The 20196-nt window shown below is 40.5% G+C and carries 25 protein-coding genes and 2 tRNA genes; 22 read left to right on the top strand and 5 right to left on the bottom strand.

The features are described 5' to 3' along the window. Nucleotides 1–42 precede the first annotated feature (42 nt). From WDZ40_01075 to WDZ40_01050, 6 genes are all read left to right on the top strand, one after another. On the top strand, nucleotides 43–999 hold the full coding sequence (locus tag WDZ40_01075; GenBank protein ID MEX0877437.1) for a patatin-like phospholipase family protein: 957 nt from the start codon (nucleotides 43–45) through the stop codon (nucleotides 997–999). 329 nt (nucleotides 1000–1328) lie between these two features. Next, the gene (locus WDZ40_01070) at nucleotides 1329–1520 is read left to right on the top strand and encodes a hypothetical protein (GenBank protein ID MEX0877436.1); all 192 of its coding nucleotides are present in this window, start codon (nucleotides 1329–1331) and stop codon (nucleotides 1518–1520) included. Then, nucleotides 1517–1885 (top strand): hypothetical protein, encoded by a 369-nt coding sequence (locus tag WDZ40_01065; GenBank protein MEX0877435.1) that lies wholly within the window; start codon nucleotides 1517–1519, stop codon nucleotides 1883–1885. Before WDZ40_01070 ends, WDZ40_01065 begins: the two co-directional genes overlap by 4 nt. A 163-nt stretch (nucleotides 1886–2048) precedes the next feature. Next, nucleotides 2049–2312: a type II toxin-antitoxin system prevent-host-death family antitoxin gene (locus WDZ40_01060; protein MEX0877434.1), complete on the top strand. Its 264-nt coding sequence runs from the start codon at nucleotides 2049–2051 to the stop codon at nucleotides 2310–2312. Beyond that, nucleotides 2299–2541 (top strand): hypothetical protein, encoded by a 243-nt coding sequence (locus WDZ40_01055; protein MEX0877433.1) that lies wholly within the window; start codon nucleotides 2299–2301, stop codon nucleotides 2539–2541. The genes WDZ40_01060 and WDZ40_01055 overlap by 14 nt, the downstream gene beginning before the upstream one ends. Before the next feature lie 38 nt (nucleotides 2542–2579). After that, nucleotides 2580–2885, top strand: a complete 306-nt coding sequence (locus WDZ40_01050; GenBank protein ID MEX0877432.1) for a DUF3467 domain-containing protein — start codon at nucleotides 2580–2582, stop codon at nucleotides 2883–2885. A 411-nt stretch (nucleotides 2886–3296) separates the two neighbouring features. Here WDZ40_01050 and WDZ40_01045 read toward each other — a convergent pair whose 3' ends face one another. Together WDZ40_01045 and WDZ40_01040 are read right to left on the bottom strand one after the other, a co-directional pair. After that, complete coding sequence (locus tag WDZ40_01045; protein ID MEX0877431.1) at nucleotides 3297–3659, bottom strand: iron-sulfur cluster assembly accessory protein; 363 nt, start codon at nucleotides 3657–3659, stop codon at nucleotides 3297–3299. 59 nt (nucleotides 3660–3718) lie between these two features. After that, the gene (locus WDZ40_01040; GenBank protein MEX0877430.1) at nucleotides 3719–4270 is read right to left on the bottom strand and encodes a hypothetical protein; all 552 of its coding nucleotides are present in this window, start codon (nucleotides 4268–4270) and stop codon (nucleotides 3719–3721) included. 228 nt (nucleotides 4271–4498) lie between these two features. On the opposite strand from WDZ40_01040, the gene WDZ40_01035 reads away from it, so the two are divergent. From WDZ40_01035 to WDZ40_01000, 8 genes are all read left to right on the top strand, one after another. Next, on the top strand, nucleotides 4499–5299 hold the full coding sequence (locus WDZ40_01035) for a SurA N-terminal domain-containing protein (protein ID MEX0877429.1): 801 nt from the start codon (nucleotides 4499–4501) through the stop codon (nucleotides 5297–5299). Between the two features lie 78 nt (nucleotides 5300–5377). Continuing rightward, nucleotides 5378–5785, top strand: coding sequence for a hypothetical protein (locus tag WDZ40_01030; protein MEX0877428.1), 408 nt, complete (start codon nucleotides 5378–5380; stop codon nucleotides 5783–5785). A gap of 37 nt (nucleotides 5786–5822) precedes the next feature. Then, nucleotides 5823–6764, top strand: coding sequence for a hypothetical protein (locus WDZ40_01025; protein ID MEX0877427.1), 942 nt, complete (start codon nucleotides 5823–5825; stop codon nucleotides 6762–6764). Between the two features lie 178 nt (nucleotides 6765–6942). Then, complete coding sequence (gene dnaJ / locus WDZ40_01020; GenBank protein MEX0877426.1) at nucleotides 6943–8013, top strand: molecular chaperone DnaJ; 1071 nt, start codon at nucleotides 6943–6945, stop codon at nucleotides 8011–8013. 2 nt (nucleotides 8014–8015) lie between these two features. Further along, nucleotides 8016–8534, top strand: coding sequence for a hypothetical protein (locus tag WDZ40_01015; protein MEX0877425.1), 519 nt, complete (start codon nucleotides 8016–8018; stop codon nucleotides 8532–8534). A 181-nt stretch (nucleotides 8535–8715) separates the two neighbouring features. Then, a tRNA-Lys gene (locus WDZ40_01010) sits at nucleotides 8716–8788 on the top strand. A 153-nt stretch (nucleotides 8789–8941) separates the two neighbouring features. After that, on the top strand, nucleotides 8942–9679 hold the full coding sequence (locus WDZ40_01005; GenBank protein ID MEX0877424.1) for a DsbA family protein: 738 nt from the start codon (nucleotides 8942–8944) through the stop codon (nucleotides 9677–9679). Continuing rightward, nucleotides 9636–10124 carry a vitamin K epoxide reductase family protein gene (locus WDZ40_01000; GenBank protein MEX0877423.1) on the top strand — a complete coding sequence of 163 codons (489 nt, stop codon included), beginning with the start codon at nucleotides 9636–9638 and terminating at the stop codon, nucleotides 10122–10124. The genes WDZ40_01005 and WDZ40_01000 overlap by 44 nt, the downstream gene beginning before the upstream one ends. A gap of 50 nt (nucleotides 10125–10174) precedes the next feature. On the opposite strand, the gene WDZ40_00995 is transcribed toward WDZ40_01000, so the two are convergent. Next, complete coding sequence (locus WDZ40_00995) at nucleotides 10175–10357, bottom strand: hypothetical protein (protein ID MEX0877422.1); 183 nt, start codon at nucleotides 10355–10357, stop codon at nucleotides 10175–10177. A gap of 194 nt (nucleotides 10358–10551) precedes the next feature. On the opposite strand from WDZ40_00995, the gene WDZ40_00990 reads away from it, so the two are divergent. The 8 genes from WDZ40_00990 to rocD all read left to right on the top strand — a co-directional run bounded on the left by WDZ40_00990 (nucleotide 10552) and on the right by rocD (nucleotide 18905). Beyond that, nucleotides 10552–11829 carry a Glu/Leu/Phe/Val dehydrogenase gene (locus WDZ40_00990; protein ID MEX0877421.1) on the top strand — a complete coding sequence of 426 codons (1278 nt, stop codon included), beginning with the start codon at nucleotides 10552–10554 and terminating at the stop codon, nucleotides 11827–11829. Between the two features lie 316 nt (nucleotides 11830–12145). Next, nucleotides 12146–12439, top strand: a complete 294-nt coding sequence (locus tag WDZ40_00985; GenBank protein ID MEX0877420.1) for a co-chaperone GroES — start codon at nucleotides 12146–12148, stop codon at nucleotides 12437–12439. 194 nt (nucleotides 12440–12633) lie between these two features. After that, nucleotides 12634–14277, top strand: coding sequence for a chaperonin GroEL (gene groL, locus WDZ40_00980; protein ID MEX0877419.1), 1644 nt, complete (start codon nucleotides 12634–12636; stop codon nucleotides 14275–14277). 285 nt (nucleotides 14278–14562) lie between these two features. After that, entirely contained in the window at nucleotides 14563–15117 is a 555-nt protein-coding gene (locus tag WDZ40_00975) for a LemA family protein (GenBank protein ID MEX0877418.1), read from the top strand. A gap of 59 nt (nucleotides 15118–15176) precedes the next feature. Beyond that, nucleotides 15177–15611, top strand: a complete 435-nt coding sequence (locus tag WDZ40_00970) for a hypothetical protein (GenBank protein ID MEX0877417.1) — start codon at nucleotides 15177–15179, stop codon at nucleotides 15609–15611. Between the two features lie 25 nt (nucleotides 15612–15636). Beyond that, entirely contained in the window at nucleotides 15637–16554 is a 918-nt protein-coding gene (locus WDZ40_00965; protein ID MEX0877416.1) for a M48 family metallopeptidase, read from the top strand. Between the two features lie 129 nt (nucleotides 16555–16683). Continuing rightward, complete coding sequence (locus tag WDZ40_00960; protein MEX0877415.1) at nucleotides 16684–17568, top strand: inositol monophosphatase family protein; 885 nt, start codon at nucleotides 16684–16686, stop codon at nucleotides 17566–17568. A 140-nt stretch (nucleotides 17569–17708) separates the two neighbouring features. Then, the gene (rocD, locus tag WDZ40_00955) at nucleotides 17709–18905 is read left to right on the top strand and encodes an ornithine--oxo-acid transaminase (GenBank protein MEX0877414.1); all 1197 of its coding nucleotides are present in this window, start codon (nucleotides 17709–17711) and stop codon (nucleotides 18903–18905) included. Nucleotides 18906–19085: 180 nt separating this feature from the next. Here rocD and WDZ40_00950 read toward each other — a convergent pair. Continuing rightward, a tRNA-Ser gene (locus WDZ40_00950) sits at nucleotides 19086–19169 on the bottom strand. 125 nt (nucleotides 19170–19294) lie between these two features. Continuing rightward, nucleotides 19295–20107 (bottom strand): tyrosine-type recombinase/integrase, encoded by an 813-nt coding sequence (locus WDZ40_00945; GenBank protein MEX0877413.1) that lies wholly within the window; start codon nucleotides 20105–20107, stop codon nucleotides 19295–19297. Nucleotides 20108–20196 lie beyond the last annotated feature (89 nt).

Here is a 20196-nt window from a genome sequence, read left to right as displayed (position 1 = left end):
AACAAAATCCTACCCTTTACTTTTCACTAAATTTATAGTATTATGTGGCTATTCAAACCGAAGATAAAGAGACGAAAGGAGGTGTTTGAATTGCCTTTTAATGACAGCAAAGTTGTTGAAAGATTGTACCTTAAAAAAGAATTACTGGAGGCGGAAGACTCTGCGCACAAAGAAATTCGCCCTCTGCTCGTTATTCTTGGCGGGGGAATGGTTGGAGTTGGCGGCAGTGCTGCATGCATAGCGCTTCATGAGCTCGGACTTGGCAATGTATTTGATACGACGGTAGGGATCTCTGCTGGCGCGTGTGATTGCGCGTATTTTTTGGCAGGAAAAGAGCAGATGGTGCTTGGAACTTCAATTTATCATGAAGAGCTGGCTGGCAGATTTGTTAAGGCAAGCAGGCGACCAATAACGGACTTAAAGTATTTAGAAAGCGTTTTTCGCGAAGGCCCTAAAGCACTGGATACAAACGTGATACAACGTCACCGTTCTGAGCTTTGCGTAGTTGCGACAGAGCTACAAACAAAAAAACCTGCCATAATTGACGCAAAAACTGCCTCACCCGATATAATTTCTACTGTAATAGCTTCAGCCGCATTGCCCGGCAAGCTCTGGGGTAGGCCGGTGGAAATTAATGGAAAAGATTATTTTGACGGATCTTTCGGCAACCCTTTTCCCATTGAATTAATAATAGAAAAATTTGATCCAACCGACATATTGGTTATACCCAACAGGACTTTTGATGCCGCTTTTCATGCTAAGCCGCACCTTCGCGAGAAAATTTTCGGCCGCTGGATCTTTGGAGATATGTGGTATTACGCTAAAAATCGGCACCGGCTTTATCGCGAGGCGTTTTACAAATTAAAGAATATTCCAAAAATTAACGCCGGAGTAATTTGGGCCCCTCATGACCTGAGCTCACTGGAAATGAGCGCAGATAAAATAAAACAACTCGCAGATGATATGCGAGAAAAAACATTAAGCTATTTTGCACAATAAGGGTCTTGGCGCAAGTCAAGACCCTTTATTATTTAAAATTAAGCTCGCTAAAGCTTTACAAATGACTAATTCCTATTGATAAATTTCAAATTTAAAATTAAAAATTATTTGTGAACGCAGTTATCAAAACATTATGGAAAATCAACCAAATCAAAATCAACAGCATTTGCAGATTAAGGCGTCGGATGAGGCGCTTTAATTTTTGTCTTAATGATTGAAAAATGAATTAAATAAAAAAAGTGGCACCTACCGATGCCACTTTGAGATAAGTTGACAAATTGAATTGCTTATAGTATTATATCGTCATCGCAAGCGAGATAGGAGAAAAGATGAAGAGGAGAATTGAATCAGTAGAGCTTGGCGGGCCGCCTTACGGAGTAATGAGCGGTGCAAAGCCTACTCAACATAAATGGTTTTTAGGGCTTTCACCGGATTTTTTCAAGCAAGTTTTAGTGCAGGACTCAGGAGATATGATACATGACGCTGAGTATCAGCATACGATTCGAAAGGAGAAAAGATGAAAGTTGCGATGATAGATTGTCCTTTTATATCATTTTATGACAAGGAGGCAAATGGTAAGCATGGTGAGAAAATTCAGGACCTGCTAAAGGAGCATGACGTTGTTATTTGCGATGCCAGTAGCAGAGGTGGGTTTAAGAGTTTATCAGGTTATCCTGATGATCGTGTAGCACTGAGCTTTAGCCGTAGATTTGTATCAGTTTGGCCAGAGTTGAACCCGGCGGTAAAGGAATTCATTAAAAAGTTAACAGGCATGCCATATAGACCAGACCCAAGAACCGCATGGCTTGTTCCTTTCTTAGAGCCATTACAGGTTTATAACGCATTGAAAGAATTGGAGTTAGAAACTCAAAAACAGCCGGCATAACGCCAGCATGTAAAGTTCCTTAAACAGCCCAAAGCATGGGCTGTTTTGTTTTCAGTACTTATTTGATATAATTTTTAAAGAATTGGATGCGTAAAGCTTGACTTAAAGTTTATCTAAGGTTAAACTTTAAACATAGAGGATAATTTTGAGATTAGAAAAAGCTATGGCTACAAAAAATAAAAAACAAAAAAAAGAGGATATTATAGGGCTTAAGGAGCTGCGTTTGCATATGGATAAGTACATAAAAAAAGTGCATAGAGGGGAGTCTTTTACAGTTGTTAGACGCTCTCGTCCTGTTTTTCGCATTACACCTCCGGATGAGGAGGGGCAGTGGGAGGTTGTTACAGACTTTACTCAGATCAACAAAAACGGTGTAGATGCCAGAAAGATATTAAAGGAACTTCGCAAATTAAATGCCTCCTCTTAGAAAACTTCTCTCTAAATTTAACAAAGAAGAAAGGATTATTCTTGAAAAATTAATTGAGAAAATTATTTCTTTAGATTGGCGCGATTTAGATGTTAAAAAGTTAAAAGGCCATAATAGTCTTTTTCGTGTACGAAAGGGTCAATTTAGAATCATCTTTATAAAAACAAACGATAACATATCAATTTTGGCTATTGAGCGAAGAAATGATAATACATATAAAAATATTTAATCAAGGAAAAAGGAGCAGTTTTATCAAATAAAAATTAAATAAAAAACTATAGAAAATCAACCAAACAACAAAAAATGCAGATTAAGGCGAATGATGAGCAGTTGAAGGGGCGCTACGCCAATATGGCACAGGTGCCGCATACAAAAGAGGAGTTTATTTTAGACTTCTTTTTGGCGCATCCGCCCGCGGGGCAGTTGCTTGACCGCATAATTCTAAGCCCAGGGCACATGAAGCGACTTGCGAACGCTTTAAAAGAGAATATTGAAAAATACGAAAAGCAGCATGGCAAAGTAGAAATAGCGGAGGCGCCAAAAGGTGGAAATATCGGCTTTCAAAGCGAGTAAATAATTGACTCATATATATGAGTCAATTAGCGAAAATCGACTCATGCTCGTGATGCATTCTTTTAAATCGACTCATGTATATGAGTCGATTTTATTTTGACACAAGGTAATATTTGATATATTTTGTAATCAGCACATGCATAGGAGGCAAATATGCAGGAAAGTACACCACTTAAGTGCACGCACTATTTTGTGATAAGCAGGAAGTTAAGCACTAAAAAAACAATAGTATCTGTATGCATAAATAGGTGCGGCACTCAAAGGTGGCGTACTCGTCCGGAAGTACTATTTGTGAACTATTTAAAAAACGGCTCAAAATGAGCCGTTTTGTTTTTGTACTAAGTAGTTATCTTACTGAACTATCTAAAAATAGTGAGCGGTTCGGTGGACTCACCATCGAAACCTGTCGAACTACCCGAATGAGCTTCCGCACCCGCATGTGCGACTGGCGTTTGGGTTGTTAAACTTGAACCCGCTCATCTCTAATGTTTCCACATAGTTAAGAGTCGTACCCTTTATCTTTTCAGCGCTTTGAGGGTCTATAACAACACTTACATCCCCCAGCTGTATTATTTCGTCTTCCGCCTCTGCTTCTTTCTCAAAGAACATCTCATATAGAAACCCCGAACATCCACCCGGTTTTACAGATACGCGCACTAAGGGCAGTTTTTCAAGGTCTTTATTTTCCTTTTCCGCTTTTGCGCTTTCAAGTATCTTTTCCTGCGCCGTTTTTGTAGCTTTAAGTGTTGCATTGCTGTTTATGTGTAAATTCATTTAAGCCTCCTTTCGTTCGCGCTATCATTTTTTTTTAATATTTTAGAACTACACTGTTATTAGGAAAATTTAAGCTGTTCTATTATAAACGGCCCGCCTACAGACCTTGTAAATTTTTCAGCCGCGGATAATGCAAGGCGTATTCTTTCTTCAGGCGTAAGAGCAGAGTTTTCCGTTGAATATAGCGAACCAAGCGCTAGTGATGCTCCACTTCCACTTGCGTAAAAGTTAACTCCCTCTATTCTTTCCGCGCCGAAATCAAAATACATTTGATATAATCTTTTTTTGTAACCCATAAGTATATGTGCATTGCCTGTCTCTTCCCGGTCTTGAACATTTAACGCTCCGAATTTTTTCAATCTTTCACGAATTGAGCTTGAAAACACAGTAGCTACATATTCGTAATCAGACATTTTTTTGTCCTGGTTCGGCGCATCAAATCCAAATTTCAAAAGGTTTATATCTCTTAACCCTCCAGCGAAACCCATAATTATATTTCCTTTTTTTATAATCTTGCTGTCTATCATACTGGAGCGATCTCCGCTTGATATCATGCTGTCACACCCCATCCATATGGCATCTTTGTCTAATATGGCTGCAATGCAGGTCATACTGACCTCCTTTTTAAAGAGCGAATCTGAAAAAATAGTAACATTTATTTAATCTGTCCGCAAGGCATATTTGGAGTAGTTCTTAAATAATGTTATTGTTGGATGAAGTGTTAAAAATTAAGCTCGCTTCGCTCGCTTTATAGGTATCAGGTTTTAGCTTTTAGGTATTAGACTAATACCTAAATCCTAATTCCTAGCACCTGTTTTGTGAACGAAGTTAACAAAACTATGTCAGAAGAAAAAAACAAAAAAGACAACAAAGAAAAAGAGACTGAAGTAGTTAACGAAACAGTATCAGAAGATAATGCTAAAACAACACAGAAAAACTTAGCTACATCGGGAGGTAACAACAAAATGCTTCTTGTTGTTACCTCTGTGGTTATAGCGCTTGTGCTTGTGGGCGGTACGCTTTATATGACAGGAACTCTTCCATTTTTAGGCGGAACAACCGATAACAGTAAAGTTGTAGCCACCGTTAATGGAGAAAAGATAACCAGAGTAGAGTTGGATGCCCGTATTTTGCAGAATAAAACATCTTATGAGGCGCAAGGCGCGGATTTAAGCGACCCTGCCACATATAGCGAGATAGAAAAACAGGCTCTTGATTTTATGATAAATGAGGAGTTAATATTACAGGACACAGAGGCCAGAAATATAAGCGTTACAAGCGAAGAGGTTGACGCCCAGTTTGAAGCTACCGCCGGTAATTTTGAGAGCGAACAGGCTTTTGAAGAAGCGTTAAAAGATAACGGCCTTACACGAGATATTCTAAGAGAAAATATAAAAACACAACTTACGGTACAGAAGTATTTTGACGAGGTAATTAGCAGCGAGCTTGTTGTTGTTTCAGAAGAAGAGGTAAACAATTTTTACACCGAATACAAAGCCCAGAACCCTGAAGCACCGGAACTGGAAGAATTAAAGCCTCAGATAGAAGAACTGCTTAGAGATCAAAAAACACAGGGAGAAGTGGAAAAAATACTCGCGGAGTTAAAGGATGGCGCGGATGTTCAGATAATGCTTGAATAAGTTTTTTGACAATTGGTTTAATTCGTTATATAACCTAAGTAGCACTTTCAATTTTACAACAACAGAAGGGAGGATAACTTGATACACATCAATGTGGTTCATGGTGATTTTTATCACTATGTAATGAAGGAGCGTTTTTTTACCCCCATATTTGAACTTGAAAGAACTGTACACAGTATAGGTATAAGACCCATAGATGTGTTTCAATATAACGCCGAAGAACTGGACCTTATGGTCCGGTGGGCTACGATTAAATCAACCAACTGGCATGTTGTCTGGTACATTCAATTTTCGGGAACAGATGAAGAGTTAGATTCCCGCGTTGATATATTTTGCGAACTTATGGTTAAGCATTTTAACAACAGAACAGGCGAGTCCTGTAAACTCACTATTTTTTCTGATGTATATAACGAACGCGTGTTCAACCGCCTTAAGAAAAAACTCCTCAACATAACAGGAGTTTTAATTTCAAACCCCGTTGCATAGATATAAGCGGGGTTTTTTATTGTGGTATTATAAATATATGAAAGAAAGCTTTGTTAAAAATTTCAAAATGCCCGACATTCCCAAAAAACAGGTATGGCTTGGAATAATTTTTGTAAGTCTTAATCTGGCTTTTTGGAGTTTGCTTACTTATTCTTTGGCACTTAGAGTAACATCATCTCTTTTTGTGTCCTCTGTAATTATATTGGGACTTATTTTAGCTGTTGTGTATAGTTTGCTGGTTTTGTTCGCGCGTAAGCATCTAACCTATTTTCTCTATGTATTTACGGGTACACTTCTTTTTGTATTGTATGGTTTTTACGATTTTAATTTCGTAGGTGTTTTGCTGTTTACCTCTGTACTGTTTTTAGCCCATTTTAGAGCTCAGAGATTTAAAAATTTTATAGCCGACTTTAGGCCGTATTATCTTTCCCGAAAATTTCTCCCCTTATTTTTTACCGCCTTAGCTATTATGATTTCTTTTGTCTACAACAGTTTTGTATTGCAGTACTATGTAGAGGAACCACAGATACCTGAAAGCGTGTACAGTGTCGTTTTTGCGCCTGTGGAATATTCGTTAAGGTTTGTCGCGCCCGGCTATGAGACAGGCATGACAGTGGAAGAGTTTCAGGAGGTTTTAATAAATGGTTTTATGGCCCGCTTTTTACCCGGTGAGATGTCGGGGCAGTTTGATTCAGGCGCGTTACCGGATTTTTTTGGGGAAGAAGCGGGAAGTATCACAGTTGAGGAATTTAGTCTCGCCTGGATAAATGAAACTATAGATAATATCCTTACTCCGTATAAGAGTGTGTTGCCCGCACTGTTTGTATTCGGTATATTTCTTACATTACGTTTTGTTTTTCTACCTTTTGTGTGGGTTTCTACAGGACTCTTTCTACTTGTTATTAAGGTTCTTTTGTTGTATAATATTATAGTCTTAAAGGAGGTAACAACAGTGAAGCAGGTGCCTGTTTTGGAATAAGCTCGCTTCGCGAGCTTAGAACTCGTGTTTCACGCTCGTTCAAGTATGCAGTATATAGTATAGAGTATAGAGTATTCAGCAAAGCTAATTACAAAGCACCCCTGTATACTGAATACTGTATACTTTATACTTTTTGTGAGCGTTAGTGCCTGCCTGCCGGTAGGCGGGCACAAAAACTATGAAGAATTACTACGATATCCTAGGGGTTTCTAAAGGAGCCTCAAAAGAGGAAATAAAAAAAGCATATCGCAAATTGGCACATCAACACCATCCTGATAAAGGTGGGGGAGATGAGGACAAGTTTAAAGAGATAAACGAGGCTTATCAGGTTTTGAGCGATGATTCAAAGCGACAGCAATATGACCAGTTTGGACAAAGTTTTGGCGGAGGTGCCCAGGGAAACCCGTTTGGCGGGCAAGGAAATCCTTTCCGCGGACAAGGTGTGGAGTTTGATTTGGGGGATATTTTTGAACAATTTTTTGGCGGAGGGGCTTCGCCTGGCGATAGGCGGGGCAGGCGTGAAACTCGCGGCAGAGATATTGAAGTAAGTTTGGAAATTACACTGGAGGAAGCGTACTTAGGGACACAAAAAGATGTCTCGTATCAGACCCATGTGGTATGTGAAAGGTGTGGCGGGAAAAAGCACGAGCCGGGTTCTAAAATGATAACATGCCCAACTTGCCGCGGTGTCGGGAAGATCAAACAGCAACAAAGAACCTTTCTTGGTGTTTTTGAGAATGTTCAGACATGTCCTGAGTGCAACGGTGGAGGGAGTATTCCTGATAAAAAATGTACTAAATGTTATGGAGAGGGAAGGATTCAGGATTCGGTTAATGTTACAGTAGACATACCGGCCGGAATAAGTGATGGCAGCGCTGTTAAGATAGAAGGCGCCGGTGAGGCGGGTACGAATGGCTCCTCCGGGGCTCTTTACGCGCATATTAGAGTAAAACCGCACAGCGTTTTTAAACGCAGAGAGTCTGATTTGTACAGTTCTGTAAATGTTAATGTTTCTCAGGCAGTACTGGGTGATACAATAAAAGTGGATACAATAGATGGAAAGGTGGATTTAAAAGTTCCCATGGGCACTCAAAGTGGCGAACTTATACGCATGCGTTCAAAGGGTATGCCCAAATTGAGAAGCAGGGGAAGGGGAGACCATTTTGTTGAAGTAAATGTAGATATACCTAAAAAGGTTACAAAAAAGACAGAGTCATTATTTAAAAAACTTCGTGAAGAGGGATTATAAAAATGGACATTACAGACATATTTAAAGCACAGGCCTTCTTATCGTTCACATGGGATATTGTGGTTGTATTCTTTATTTTTGTTGCCGGTGTGCTCTATGGCATGAATGCGGGCAGAAAAAACCTCACATCTTTTGCCTTGAGTGTTTATGGAAGTATTGTGCTTCTTGAGTTCTTTCCGTATAGAGAGTGGTTTGTAAGCAGGTTTCCCGGCTTGACTCACGGCGTGGTTAACCTTGTACTACTGTTTGTGTTTACCTTTTTTCTCTATTACGTATTTTCAGGTACGTATTTGAAGTTGTCATTTCCAAAAATGAAACGAAGGAAAGGCCCTTTTTGGCAGGTCGTATTTTTAAGCGTTGCGTTAGCGGGGTTTTTGACAAGTCTTCTTTTTAATGATATAAATTTATTGTTTGGTAGGGAGGTTTCTCCCTTTATGGCTGAATTTTTCCTTTCTTCAACGGCCGCCTTCGTATGGGCTGCGGCTCCGCTTGTAGCCATAGCAGTTTCAAGAAAGGTTTAGAGTTTTAAGATTTTAGCACATTTCGTTGTTGCAGGCTGCGGTACTCGCTTCATTTACTAATATGTAAACTCCGCTGCGTTCCTCGCCTGCGCCTAGAACTGCACTAAAATCTTAAAACTCTTGGGTATGTAAGTTTGGTAGAGATAAATCTATTTACACCTTTTAAAAATAAAAACAGTGTCCGCCCATAGCTCAGTTGGTAGAGCAATGGCCTTTTAAGCCAGTGGTCCCTGGTTCGAATCCAGGTGGGCGGACACTGTTTTTATTTTGTCTAAATCACATTGGTGGGCGGACAATGTGCTTTTTTTTGGTTAAATACAGGAAGAATGAGCATAAGCTCTATTGGATGTGTGTTCATTTTATGGTAATATTTATTATGCAATTATAATTATTAAGAATTATTTTTTATGGAAGAAAATAAAAAACACACAAAAAAAGAAAAGTACGAGTTAAGTAAAAAACAAAAAGCGGAACAAAAATTACAGGCCGCGAAAAAACAAAAGGCAAAAAAGATGGTTATTTGGGGCTCTACGTCGCTGATTATTGTCGCATCTCTTTGGGGTGTGGTAAAACTTGCTTCAAACCAGGCTCCGGATTTGGAGAATGTTAAGCTCTCAAACGAAGTTACAGCCGAAGACCATGTCGCGGGCAACGCCGAATCCGGTGTTGTGCTTGTGGCATACGAAGATTTTCAGTGCCCCGCGTGCAGGAGCTATACGCCAATGCTTAAAGAGATGAAGGAGGAATACGGCGATTCTATCGCGTTTGTATTTAGGCACTTTCCTTTAAGGCAGATACACCGCAACGCGCAACTTGCCTCTCAGGCAGCTGTTGCAGCCGAAAGTCAGGGGATGTTTTGGGAGATGCACGACATGTTGTACGCGGAACAGCCAAGCTGGTCTAATATCGGTAACCCAGAAGACACTTTTGTTGGATACGCGGAAGATTTAGGGCTTAACACAGAACAATTTAGAAACGATATGCTTTCTGATGCATCTGAGCAGCGCGTAAATAATGATTACGACAGCGGTTTTAGTTCTGGAGTAAGCGGTACCCCTACATTCTTTTTGAACGGAGACAAGATACAAAACCCAAGAGATTATGACGAACTTAAAGCCCTCCTTGATGGAGCGCTCGCAAACTAAGATAAGCAATAAGTGGATATTCACCCTGCTGTTTTTCAGTTTTGTTGGCTTTTCAGTATCCGCGTACTTAACGGCAACTTTCTATCTTGGAGAGGTGCCTACCTGTACAGTACTGAAAGGTTGTGAGGAGGTAACAACAAGTCAGTATTCAAAAATAGGCCCAATACCCACTTCTCTTTTGGGGTTGGGGTATTTCCTGTCGCTTCTCATAATGCTTGTAGCATATCTTGATATGAAAAAGGAGAAGATATTTAAACTGTTTGCCTTGATGACAATACCGGGCGCTTTAATTTCCCTTGTTCTCCTTTTTCTTCAGTTCGGGGTATTAAAAGCGGTGTGTGTGTACTGTCTTGCCGCCGATATTTCAATTTTGCTTATAACGGGAAGCACTGTGTTTTTGTATCTCGCGTTTATAAAAAAGAGTAAACAGGAAGAAGTAGAATAACATCTTGCTTATATAAAATAAAACCCCCGTGTTTGCGGGGGATTTTTAGTTCACTTAAGGTTCTTTATTGCTTCTTTTATGATTTCCTCAGTACTCATGTTGCGTATTTTTTTGGCAAACATTTTTACCTCCTCCTCGTTTACAGGAAGAGTATCTAAAAATATTACGACAAGCTGTTTAAGAACTATTGCAAACAGTGCCCCGACTGTTATAAGGAGTAATTTTTTGAGCATTAGACGCACGGCTGTTCTCCTTTTTCTATTTGTGCTTAATTCAATTATAACTTCTTTTATTTAAATTTTACAGATGTATTTTTTAAATATGTCTTGTATGTCTTGCATGTTTTCCACAGGTGACATAAATCTACGATGGTGGTATTATAAAATTGTAGCTTAATTATTTGGTCCGGTATTTATTAAAAGAGGACGTGAGCAAGAAAATAAAAAACAAAGAGGGCGAGTCACACGTAATTGTGCACGACGAGTTTGGACCTGAAAAAGTTCTGGAAGTTTATAATCCGCGTGTTGGAATGCGCGGTTTTTTAGTTATTGATAATACAGCATTTGGCAGAGGCAAGGGGGGTTTTCGCATGACTCCGGATGTTACAGCGCAGGAAGTATTTAGACTTGCAAGAACAATGACGTGGAAAACAGCACTGGCTGAACTTCCGTTTGGAGGCGCTAAGGGTGGAATAATTTGGAATGGCGGGTCGGACGAGAAGAAAAAAGAGTATGTACAGGCATATGCCCACGCTATAAAGTCTTTTGTACCCAAAATGTATGTATCGGCGCCCGACGTTGGAACCGGTAAAAAAGAAATGCAGTGGTTTACAGATGCTATAAACGATTTTAGGGGGGCTACAGGTCACAGTAAAGATGAGTACACTGTATTTAACGGAAAAAAGCGTCAAGGGATACCGCACGAGCTCGGCACTACGGGATACGGAGTTGCCGTATCTACGAAAGTTGCCGCCAAGTTTGATAAGTTAGATTTAAACGGAGCTACTGTGGCCATTCATGGGTTTGGCAATGTCGGTTCTTTCGCGTTTAAATTCCTACAGGAAATGGGCGCAAAAGTTATAGCAATTGCCGATAAGGAGACGGGATTGTATAATCCCGATGGTTTGTCACCGGAACTTTTTGATGTTGCCGAAAATAAAATGCCTTTAAAAACTTACAAAAAAGCTAAGCACATATCTCCCGGAAAGGTTTTGGAAACAAAAGTTGATGTACTTATACCGGCGAGCGTTACGGATGTTATAAACGAAAAAAACAAAAATAAGATAAATGCAAGAATAATTGTAGAGGGCGCGAATATTTCTATGTCAGAAAAAATACAGGAAGAGTTATTTAAGAAAGGAGTATTGATAGTACCCGATTTTGTCGCAAATGCCGGGGGCGTAATATCCTCGTACGCGGAGTTTAGGGGTTACGATATAGACAAAATGTTTAGTCTAATTGAGAAGAAAATAAATAAAGTTGCAAGAAAAGTTATACAGGAAAGCATTGAAAATAAAACAAGCCCGCGCGCAACAGCTTTATTTATAGCCCAGGAGAAGGTTAGAGAAAGAATGAAAGAACGCAGTCAAAGACATGCCGGCGATAAAAATAAAGCACAAAGAGAAGAAAGTATAAGAATACAACATCCTGTTGCTACTTTTGCAAGCTCGTCTACCGACGAACAGGATGGTGAAAAAAACAGATAATAAAAAAGTTAAGGAGGTTATGTAGCAGTGTTCTCGCATTAATCAGATGCGGGTTTTTATTTGACTGTGTAGAAAGTTGAGCTTGCCCCCCACACCAAAGATTTTGGTGTGGGGGCCTGCCGAAACATAAAAGAAGATGTTGAGCCTGCCGAAACATTAGCAGTATTGACAAGTGAGTGCTAATTTTATTACAATGGGTAATGTTATAAATTAAGCTCGCTTCGCTCGCAGGTATCAGGTTTTAGCTTTTAGGTATTAGACTAGTACCTAACTCCTAATACCTAGAACCTGTTTGCGAACGAAGTGAAAAAACAATATGAGAGTCAGTCCATTGCGAGATAATGTTATTATTGAGCCTCAAAAACCCGAAGAGGTTACAGAGAGCGGTATTGTTTTGCCAGAAAGCGTAGACAAAAAGGGTCCTGAACAGGGTACAGTTGTTGCCGTTGGTCCCGGTAGAAAAAATGATGAAGGGGAAACAATTGCCCTTGAAGTCAAAAAAGGGGACACGGTTTTGTTTACACGCGGATATTCATCTGAACCCTTAAAATTTGAAGGCAGAGAATATTTGCTCGTAAAAGCAGACGACATAATTGCTAAGTTAGAATAATTAAAAGCTCGCTCCGCCTGCCTGCCGGCAGACAGGCTCGCTTAGATATCACAGATAATGGCTGATTACGCTGATGCATGTAAAAATCATCAGTGGTATCAGTTGTTATCAGTGTAATCTTGTTTTGTGAGGCGGAGCGAATCCCTAGGCCTAACGGCCGGGATGGCGGCCCAAAGGGCTTAGCCACAAAATTTATGAGTAAAGAAATTTTATATGGTGAAGAAGCAAGAAGAAAACTTCAATCGGGAGTTAATAAATTAGCCGATGCTGTGCGCGTAACACTTGGTCCCAAGGGCAGGAATGTTCTTGTAGACCGTGGGTACGGCGCTCCCATGGTAACAAATGATGGCGTTACTATAGCAAAGGAAATAGAACTTAAGGATAAGATTGAAAACATGGGTGCCGCGCTTGTTAAAGATGTTGCCAACCAGACAAATGAGGCGGCGGGAGATGGTACGACTTCGGCAACCATACTTGCCCAGGCTATTTTAAACGAAGGATTTAAAAATATTGCAGCGGGAGCGAGCCCGCGTGCTTTAAAGCGCGGTATAGATAAGGCTGTTGAGGCAGCGGTTGAGGAGCTCGCTAACATATCGGAGCAGATATCTGAAAAGAAGGAGGATATTGAGCATGTAGCTACAAATTCTGCCGACGACAAAGAGATGGGTCATATAATTGCTGAGGCAATATCAGAGGTTGGCAAGGACGGTGTTGTAACGGTAGAGGAGTCACAAACCTTTGGTCTTAGTAAGGAGCTTGTAGAAGGCCTTCAGTTTGATAAGGGTTACATCTCTGCCTATATGGTTACTAATGCCGAACGCATGGAAGCTGTTTATGAAAAGCCATATATTCTAATAACAAATCAGAAAATATCCGCTATGAGTGATATTGTTCCTATTTTGGAAAAATTAGCGCAGAGCGGTAAAAAAGACCTTGTAATAATAGCAGAAGATGTTGAAGGAGAAGCTCTCGCGACCCTTGTTGTAAATAAACTGCGCGGTACGTTTAACACTCTTGCTGTTAAGCCACCTGGATTTGGAGACAGAAGAAAAGAAATGCTGGAAGATATAGCGATTTTAACCGGCGGCGAGTTTATAGCGGAGGATAGAGGGCAAAAACTTGAAAATGTTGAATTAAATATGCTGGGAACCGCCGACAAGGTAACATCTACAAAAGAGAGTACTACTATAATAGGTGGACAAGGAAAGAAGGACGCGATAGAAAAACGAGTAGCGCAAATAAAAAACGCGATTGATGCGTCAGATTCCGATTTTGACAAAGAGAAATTACAGGAACGGCTTGCCAAGATGGCAGGTGGTGTGGCTGTGATAAAAGTAGGGGCCGCAACAGAAGTAGAATCAAAACAAAAACAACAAAAACTTGAAGACGCGTTAAATGCTGCTCGCGCCGCTATTGAAGAGGGTATTGTACCCGGTGGAGGTGTAGCTTACATAAGAATGTCTGAAGCAGTGCGCAAACTTGAGCTTGATGATAAAGATGAGCAGGTTGGCGTGGAGATAGTTTACCGCGCGCTTGAAGCGCCCCTTCGCCAGCTCGCAGAAAACGCGGGAATGGATACGGGTGTAATGGTAAATAAAGTGCGTGGAGCAGAGGGCGCTAACGGGTTTAATTTCAAGACTATGCAGGAAGAGGATCTTAAAAAAGGAGGAGTAATGGACCCGACAAAAGTTGTGCGCTCGGCTTTACAAAATGCATCTTCGGCGACAGGAATGCTTCTTACAACAGAGGCAACAATTTCCGATAACCCCGAAGATGACAAAGATTCGGAAGGAGGAATGGCCGGGGGCATGCCCCCGGGAATGGGCGGAATGATGTAAGGCACTCACTTAATGAAAAAGCCGGTTAATACCGGCTTTTGAATTTAGTGTAGCCTTACCCCGCATAAATTTTGCCAGGACATAATAATATTAAATTTGTAGTTAATTGCATTCTTTGATTATTATCTATCGGCACGCGGGGGCGAATAGCCCTTTCCTGTGGAGAGCGTGCCGCCTTGCGCAACAATCAAAATTCTGTGCGGGGTATTGGCGGGGTTTCTTAATTAAAAAATAATGGTGTATAATGTATATGTGTAAGAAAGGAATATAATTAAATTTAATTTTATGGATACAGTAGTAATATTTTCAGCAGTTTTAATATTTTTGGCTCTTGCCGTTGTTTTTATGTACAACGGGTTAATAAGAAGTCGAAACCGTGTACGCGAAGCTTGGGCAGATATAGACGTTCAGTTAAAGAGAAGGCACGATCTTATCCCTAATCTTGTTGATACGGTTAAGGGTTATATGACCCACGAAAGAGAAGTTCTTCAAAACGTCACAAAGGCGCGAACCGAGGTTATGCAGGCGCAAAGTCCTGAAGACCGCCAGAAGGGAGAAAACATGCTTACAGACGCTTTAAAGAGCCTTTTTGCGGTATCAGAGAATTACCCGGACCTAAAGGCGTCCCAAAACTTCCTTGAGCTTCAAAGGGAGCTTTCCGATACAGAAAATAAGATACAGGCAGCCCGACGCTTTTACAACACCAATGTCCGTGATTACAATACAACAATAGAATCTGTTCCAACTAATCTTATAGCGGGAATGTTTCGTTTTAAGCACGAGGAACTCTTTAAGATAGAGATAGAAACAGAGCGAGGTGTTCCTAATGTGGAGTTTTAGACAAGTTGAAGTTATTTAAAAAGTTTGGTAGTATATAGTCAGCTCATTTAGGAGGTAAGGTGGACGAGAAGGATTTTAGAGAGGTTCTTGAAAATGAAAATATTTCTCAAAATGTTATTGATGAGACGTGGAAATGGCTTCAAGAACAGTCTAAGTTAGTACCGAATCTTCTGACAAAATGGATTGATAAAGATATTTTGCGCATTGTGGCAAAAAAATTTCATGGCGATCTTGTGTTTAAAAAACACATGTGTGGTTCATCTGGTTTTGGGTGGGCCTCCGAAGATTACTGCCCGCTTTGTGTTAAATTTCATAATAGTTTCGAATATAGCGAAATATTTGGAAAGAATGTGGAAAAAGATTTTCATCCGTCTCTTTTTATAGCAGTTTTTAATGAGTTTTTGTTTTCCAGCTCTCTTGGGCTTGGTGTCGGATCATTTTCACCGGACCACAGTAAAAAAGAGTTTTACCTCAAGTGTTATGGGCTAAACTAAGTTTAGCCCCTTTATTTTTACTAATATGGCATCACTTTACACTCACAAGGATTCAAACATCAGAAAGACGTGGTTTTTAATCACGGGTTTTTTTATTTTAACAATGTTTTTAGGCTGGTTTCTTAGTTATTATTTTAATGCTCCGGGAATACTTGTTATAGCTATTGCAATCAGTATATTTATGAGCGTGGGAAGCTACTGGTGGAGCGATAAAATGGTAATTGCTATGACACGCGCTAAGCCTGTGCCGGATGAGGGCAGATTTGAAGAAATACATAATATTATAGAAAATCTTGCAATTACCGCGGGACTACCTAAGCCCAAATTATATGTTCTTGAAGAGAGAGCTCCAAACGCGTTTGCTACAGGGCGTAATCCGGAACACGCAGTGGTTGCTGTAACAACAGGCCTTCTTGAGATTTTAGACAGACCCGAACTTGAAGGTGTTTTGGCGCATGAGATGAGCCATATTGGCAATCGCGACATGCTTGTTTCAACTGTTGTTGTGGTTTTGGCAGGTGTGATAATTTATGCAACTGATATTTTATTTCGCAGTATGCTTTGGGGTGGTGTTGGCGGAAGAAATAACGATTCAAGAGCCGGAGGAGTTATTATGATAGTTGGCTTGGTGGCCATGATATTGGCGCCTATTTTAGCTACAATTTTAAAACTGGCCGTGTCTCGTAAAAGAGAATTTCTTGCCGATGCGTCGGGCGCTCTTTTAACGCGTTATCCTGAGGGGCTTGCAAGCGCTTTGGAAAAAATATCACAGGATCCGACAAAGATGCGTTTTGCAAACAACGCTACAGCACACTTATTTTTTGAAAACCCATTTAAAGCTGACAAAAGAGGTGCTCAAGATAAGGAAGTTGGCAAATTCGCAAAGTTATTTATGACGCACCCACCCGTACAGGAAAGAGTAAAGGCGTTAAAAGAGATGTAGAGTATGAGTGTTGAAAATCAAACGCTATAAAAAAATTTAGGGCGACTTTGTGAAAAAGCCGAGCGTCCAAGTGATAGCAAAAATCGCTAAGGCGCTGGACGTTTCAATAGAAGATTTAATAAAATGAGTATGGATAAAATTGAAAAAATGGAAAATTCAATCGAATGGAAAGAACGATTTGAGCAAACAACCGTTGATAGTTTGCGCAGAGCATTATCGGTACACGATAATCTTGGTGAAGCCGGCGAAGAACTTGTTCAAAAAAACCAATTCGGAGAAACCGCGTTGAGAGTTGACATAGAGTGTGAAAAAGCAATCCTCGATTTTCTGAAAGAGACGGGAGTTCCAATTCGCGTTATTTCTGAAGAACATGGACAAGTCGATATAACAGAAAATCCGCGCTATTTAGGAATTTTAGACGGGCTGGACGGATCAAATGTTTATAAAAAAGAAAGGGGGCGCGCCCGGTACGGAACAATGTTTGGAATTTTTAACACTGTTGATCCAAATTATGAAGATTACCTTACTAGCGGAATAATGGAGCACCCAACCAAACGTTTGTTTATTGCACAAAAAAATAATGGAGCTTTTGTTGTTGAGGGAATCCAAAGAACACAAATTCATTCTTCGGATAGAACCCAACTAAGCCCCGATGTAAACATATATATTGATGAATACTTTGAAATAAATAAAGATACTTTTTCAAGAAAATTACAAGATTTCAAACCCACATCACGAGATTTTTCCGTGGGTTCTTCTGCTGTTCACTATGTTGATGTCGCCTCTGGCGTTGCAGACTTAGCTCTTGAATGTACGCGTAAAAACAATCTCGAAATTGCTGTCGCGTATGGGCTAGAAACAGAGGCCGGTGCTGTGATGGTTGATTTGGAAGGCGTATCAATTGGAGATAAAAAATATTTGGAATTTGGACAAAAAGAAAAAACTCCAATCATTACTGCCGCGACAAGAGGGTTGGCAGAAGAATTGCTAGAACGGATAAAATCAAGAGTTTAAAAAGAATTTGCCGCCAAAGAAAAACTTTGAAATTGTAAGGTAAGTGGTATCAAACGCAATAAAAACGGCCTAAAGGTCGTTTTTATTGCGTTACAGGGGGATTGTAGGTATACTTTCTTTAGTACTTAAAAGGAGGAATTATGTCCGCAAGCGATAGTGTAATTGAATCTGTAAAAAAGTGGGGAGCCCACAACTACGACCGGATTCCCGTCGTAATTGAAAGGGGAGCAGGTGTCTGGGTATGGGACATGGAAGGAAATAAGTATATGGATTTTCTTTCCGCGTATTCAGCTTTAAACCAGGGACATAATCATCCTAAAATTGTTGAAGCACTGACAAAACAAGCTTCGGAACTGTATCTTACCTCGTGTGCTTTTTACAGCACGCGCCTTGGAGAATTTGTAGAATATCTGGCTAGGCTTTGCAAAAAAGAAGCAGTTTTGCCAATGAACACAGGAGCTGAAGCGGTTGAGTCCGCCATAAAGATAGCCAGAAAATGGGGTTATCAGGAGAAGGGAATACCGCAAGGTAAAGCCGAAATTGTTGTATTTGGCAACAACTTTCACGGCAGAACAACTACAATAGTTGGTTTTTCTTCTCAGGGGCAGTACAGGGAAGGTTTCGGTCCTTTTACCCCCGGGTTTAAGCTTGTGGAGTATGGTGATTTGGATGCCGTTACATCTGCTGTAACAGAAAATACCGTGGCAATTCTTGTAGAACCTATTCAGGGCGAAGGCGGTATAATTGTGCCACCTGAGGGCTATCTTACTGCTTTGCGGGGATTGTGCACCAAGGAAAACGTTTTATTTATGGCAGATGAAATTCAGACAGGACTTGGCAGAACAGGCAGAATGTTTGCGTGCGACCATGAAGGTGTCGTGCCTGATATCTATATTTTAGGTAAAGCGCTCGGTGGCGGAGCATATCCTGTTTCCGCTGTTGTTGCCAACCGTAAAATAATGGATGTACTCGGCCCGGGAGATCACGGTTCTACTTTTGGCGGGAATCCGCTTGGGAGCGCTGCGGCGCTCGCCGCCCTTAAGGCGTTAAAAGAAGAGGGTATGGCGCGTAACGCGCGCGCAATAGGGGACCGTTTAAAGAAAGAGCTTGCGTCTTTAAAGTCGCCACACATTAAAGAGATTCGCGGCAAAGGGCTTATGCTTGGTATTGAGCTGAAAGAAGACGCCGGTCCCGCTCGAGACTTTTGCCTTAAACTTAAGGAAAATGGTATTCTGTGCAACAATACACATGGAAATGTAGTCAGGTTTGCACCACCGCTTATTACCACTCATAACAATATTGACTGGGCAATGGAGCGGATAGCTAAAGTTTTTTAATACAATAAAACCCCTCGTAGAGGGGTTTTATATTTGGCGGAGAGGGTGGGATTCTCCCGATGTGATAATCACAAATCTTTGATTTAACGATCACATCGAGGACTCTCGATTTTGCAGTCAAATCGGAGGAACCCACGGGCGGGTTGCCCCGCACAGTCCTGATAATAATTTTCTACTTAGCGGAGGGGATGGGATTCGAACCCATGAGGGCTTGCGCCCACACGCTTTCCAAGCGTGCTCCTTAAACCACTCGGACACCCCTCCGCTCAATAGAAAATTAAATTATCGTGGATCTTCGATTTATTATAAAACAAATAATCGTTCGATAGCGACCCTGTTTTTCCAAGATTTAATTTGTTTCTCTCTTTTCATTGCTTCGCTCTGCGATTTTATAATGGACTCTTAATATTTTTTAACTTTGGATTAGTAACCTGTGTGTATATTTGTGTTGTTCGTATGTTGCTGTGCCCGAGCAACTCTTGCACATATCGGACGTCTGTGCCATTTTCTAGTAAATGTGTAGCGAAGGAGTGACGAAGCGAGTGAAAAGTTGCTGGCTTCTGCACTTGTGCCCTTGATAAACTTTTGCGAAACATCTTCTGCAGAGATGTGGTTGTGAGCGCACCTCCTCGATTAGAAGCAAAAATAAAATCATTCCGACTCTTACCAGCAATGATGTTACGCAAGTCATTTTGCAATTTTTCTGGCAACACACTAATCCTATCCTTTTTACCCTTTGCTCCCTTGATATGCACAACAAGCTCATCAATATCTAAGTCTGCAACCTTTAAGCTTACTACCTCACTTACTCGCAAGCCGCATGCATACCCGAGCGAGATCATAAGCTTATATTTTGAATTATCAGTTGCTTCAATAATCTTCTGAATTTCAGAGCGTGATAATACGATCGGTAACTTTTTACTTCTCTTCGCAAATTTTAGGTCAATCTTTTGCGGATCTTTAAGAACTTCCGCATACAAGAACTTTACAGCGTTAAGGGCCAGATTGATTGTTTGCGGAGATTGTTTCCGCATATGCTTATCGAGCAAATAATCCTCAATAGCTTTTTGCTTGTCTTTAATTCCTTTCCCTTTACAAAAACTGATATACTCTTTTATATAGAATGTATACGCTTTATGAGTCTTTGGGGAGTAGTTGCGGAGCTTCAGAGCTCGGTCAGTTTTGTCCAAAATATTTTCCATATACAAAGAATAACAAAAGTTTGCATAACATACAAGATGTTGATACAATAAATGTACCTAGTTCGGATAAAAACGAGTTAAGTGAAATA

This window comes from Candidatus Spechtbacterales bacterium (assembly GCA_040879145.1).
GTDB lineage: Bacteria > Patescibacteriota > Minisyncoccia > Spechtbacterales > 2-12-FULL-38-22 > JAWVZY01.
This window is presented reverse-complemented; position numbering and strand designations above follow the sequence as displayed.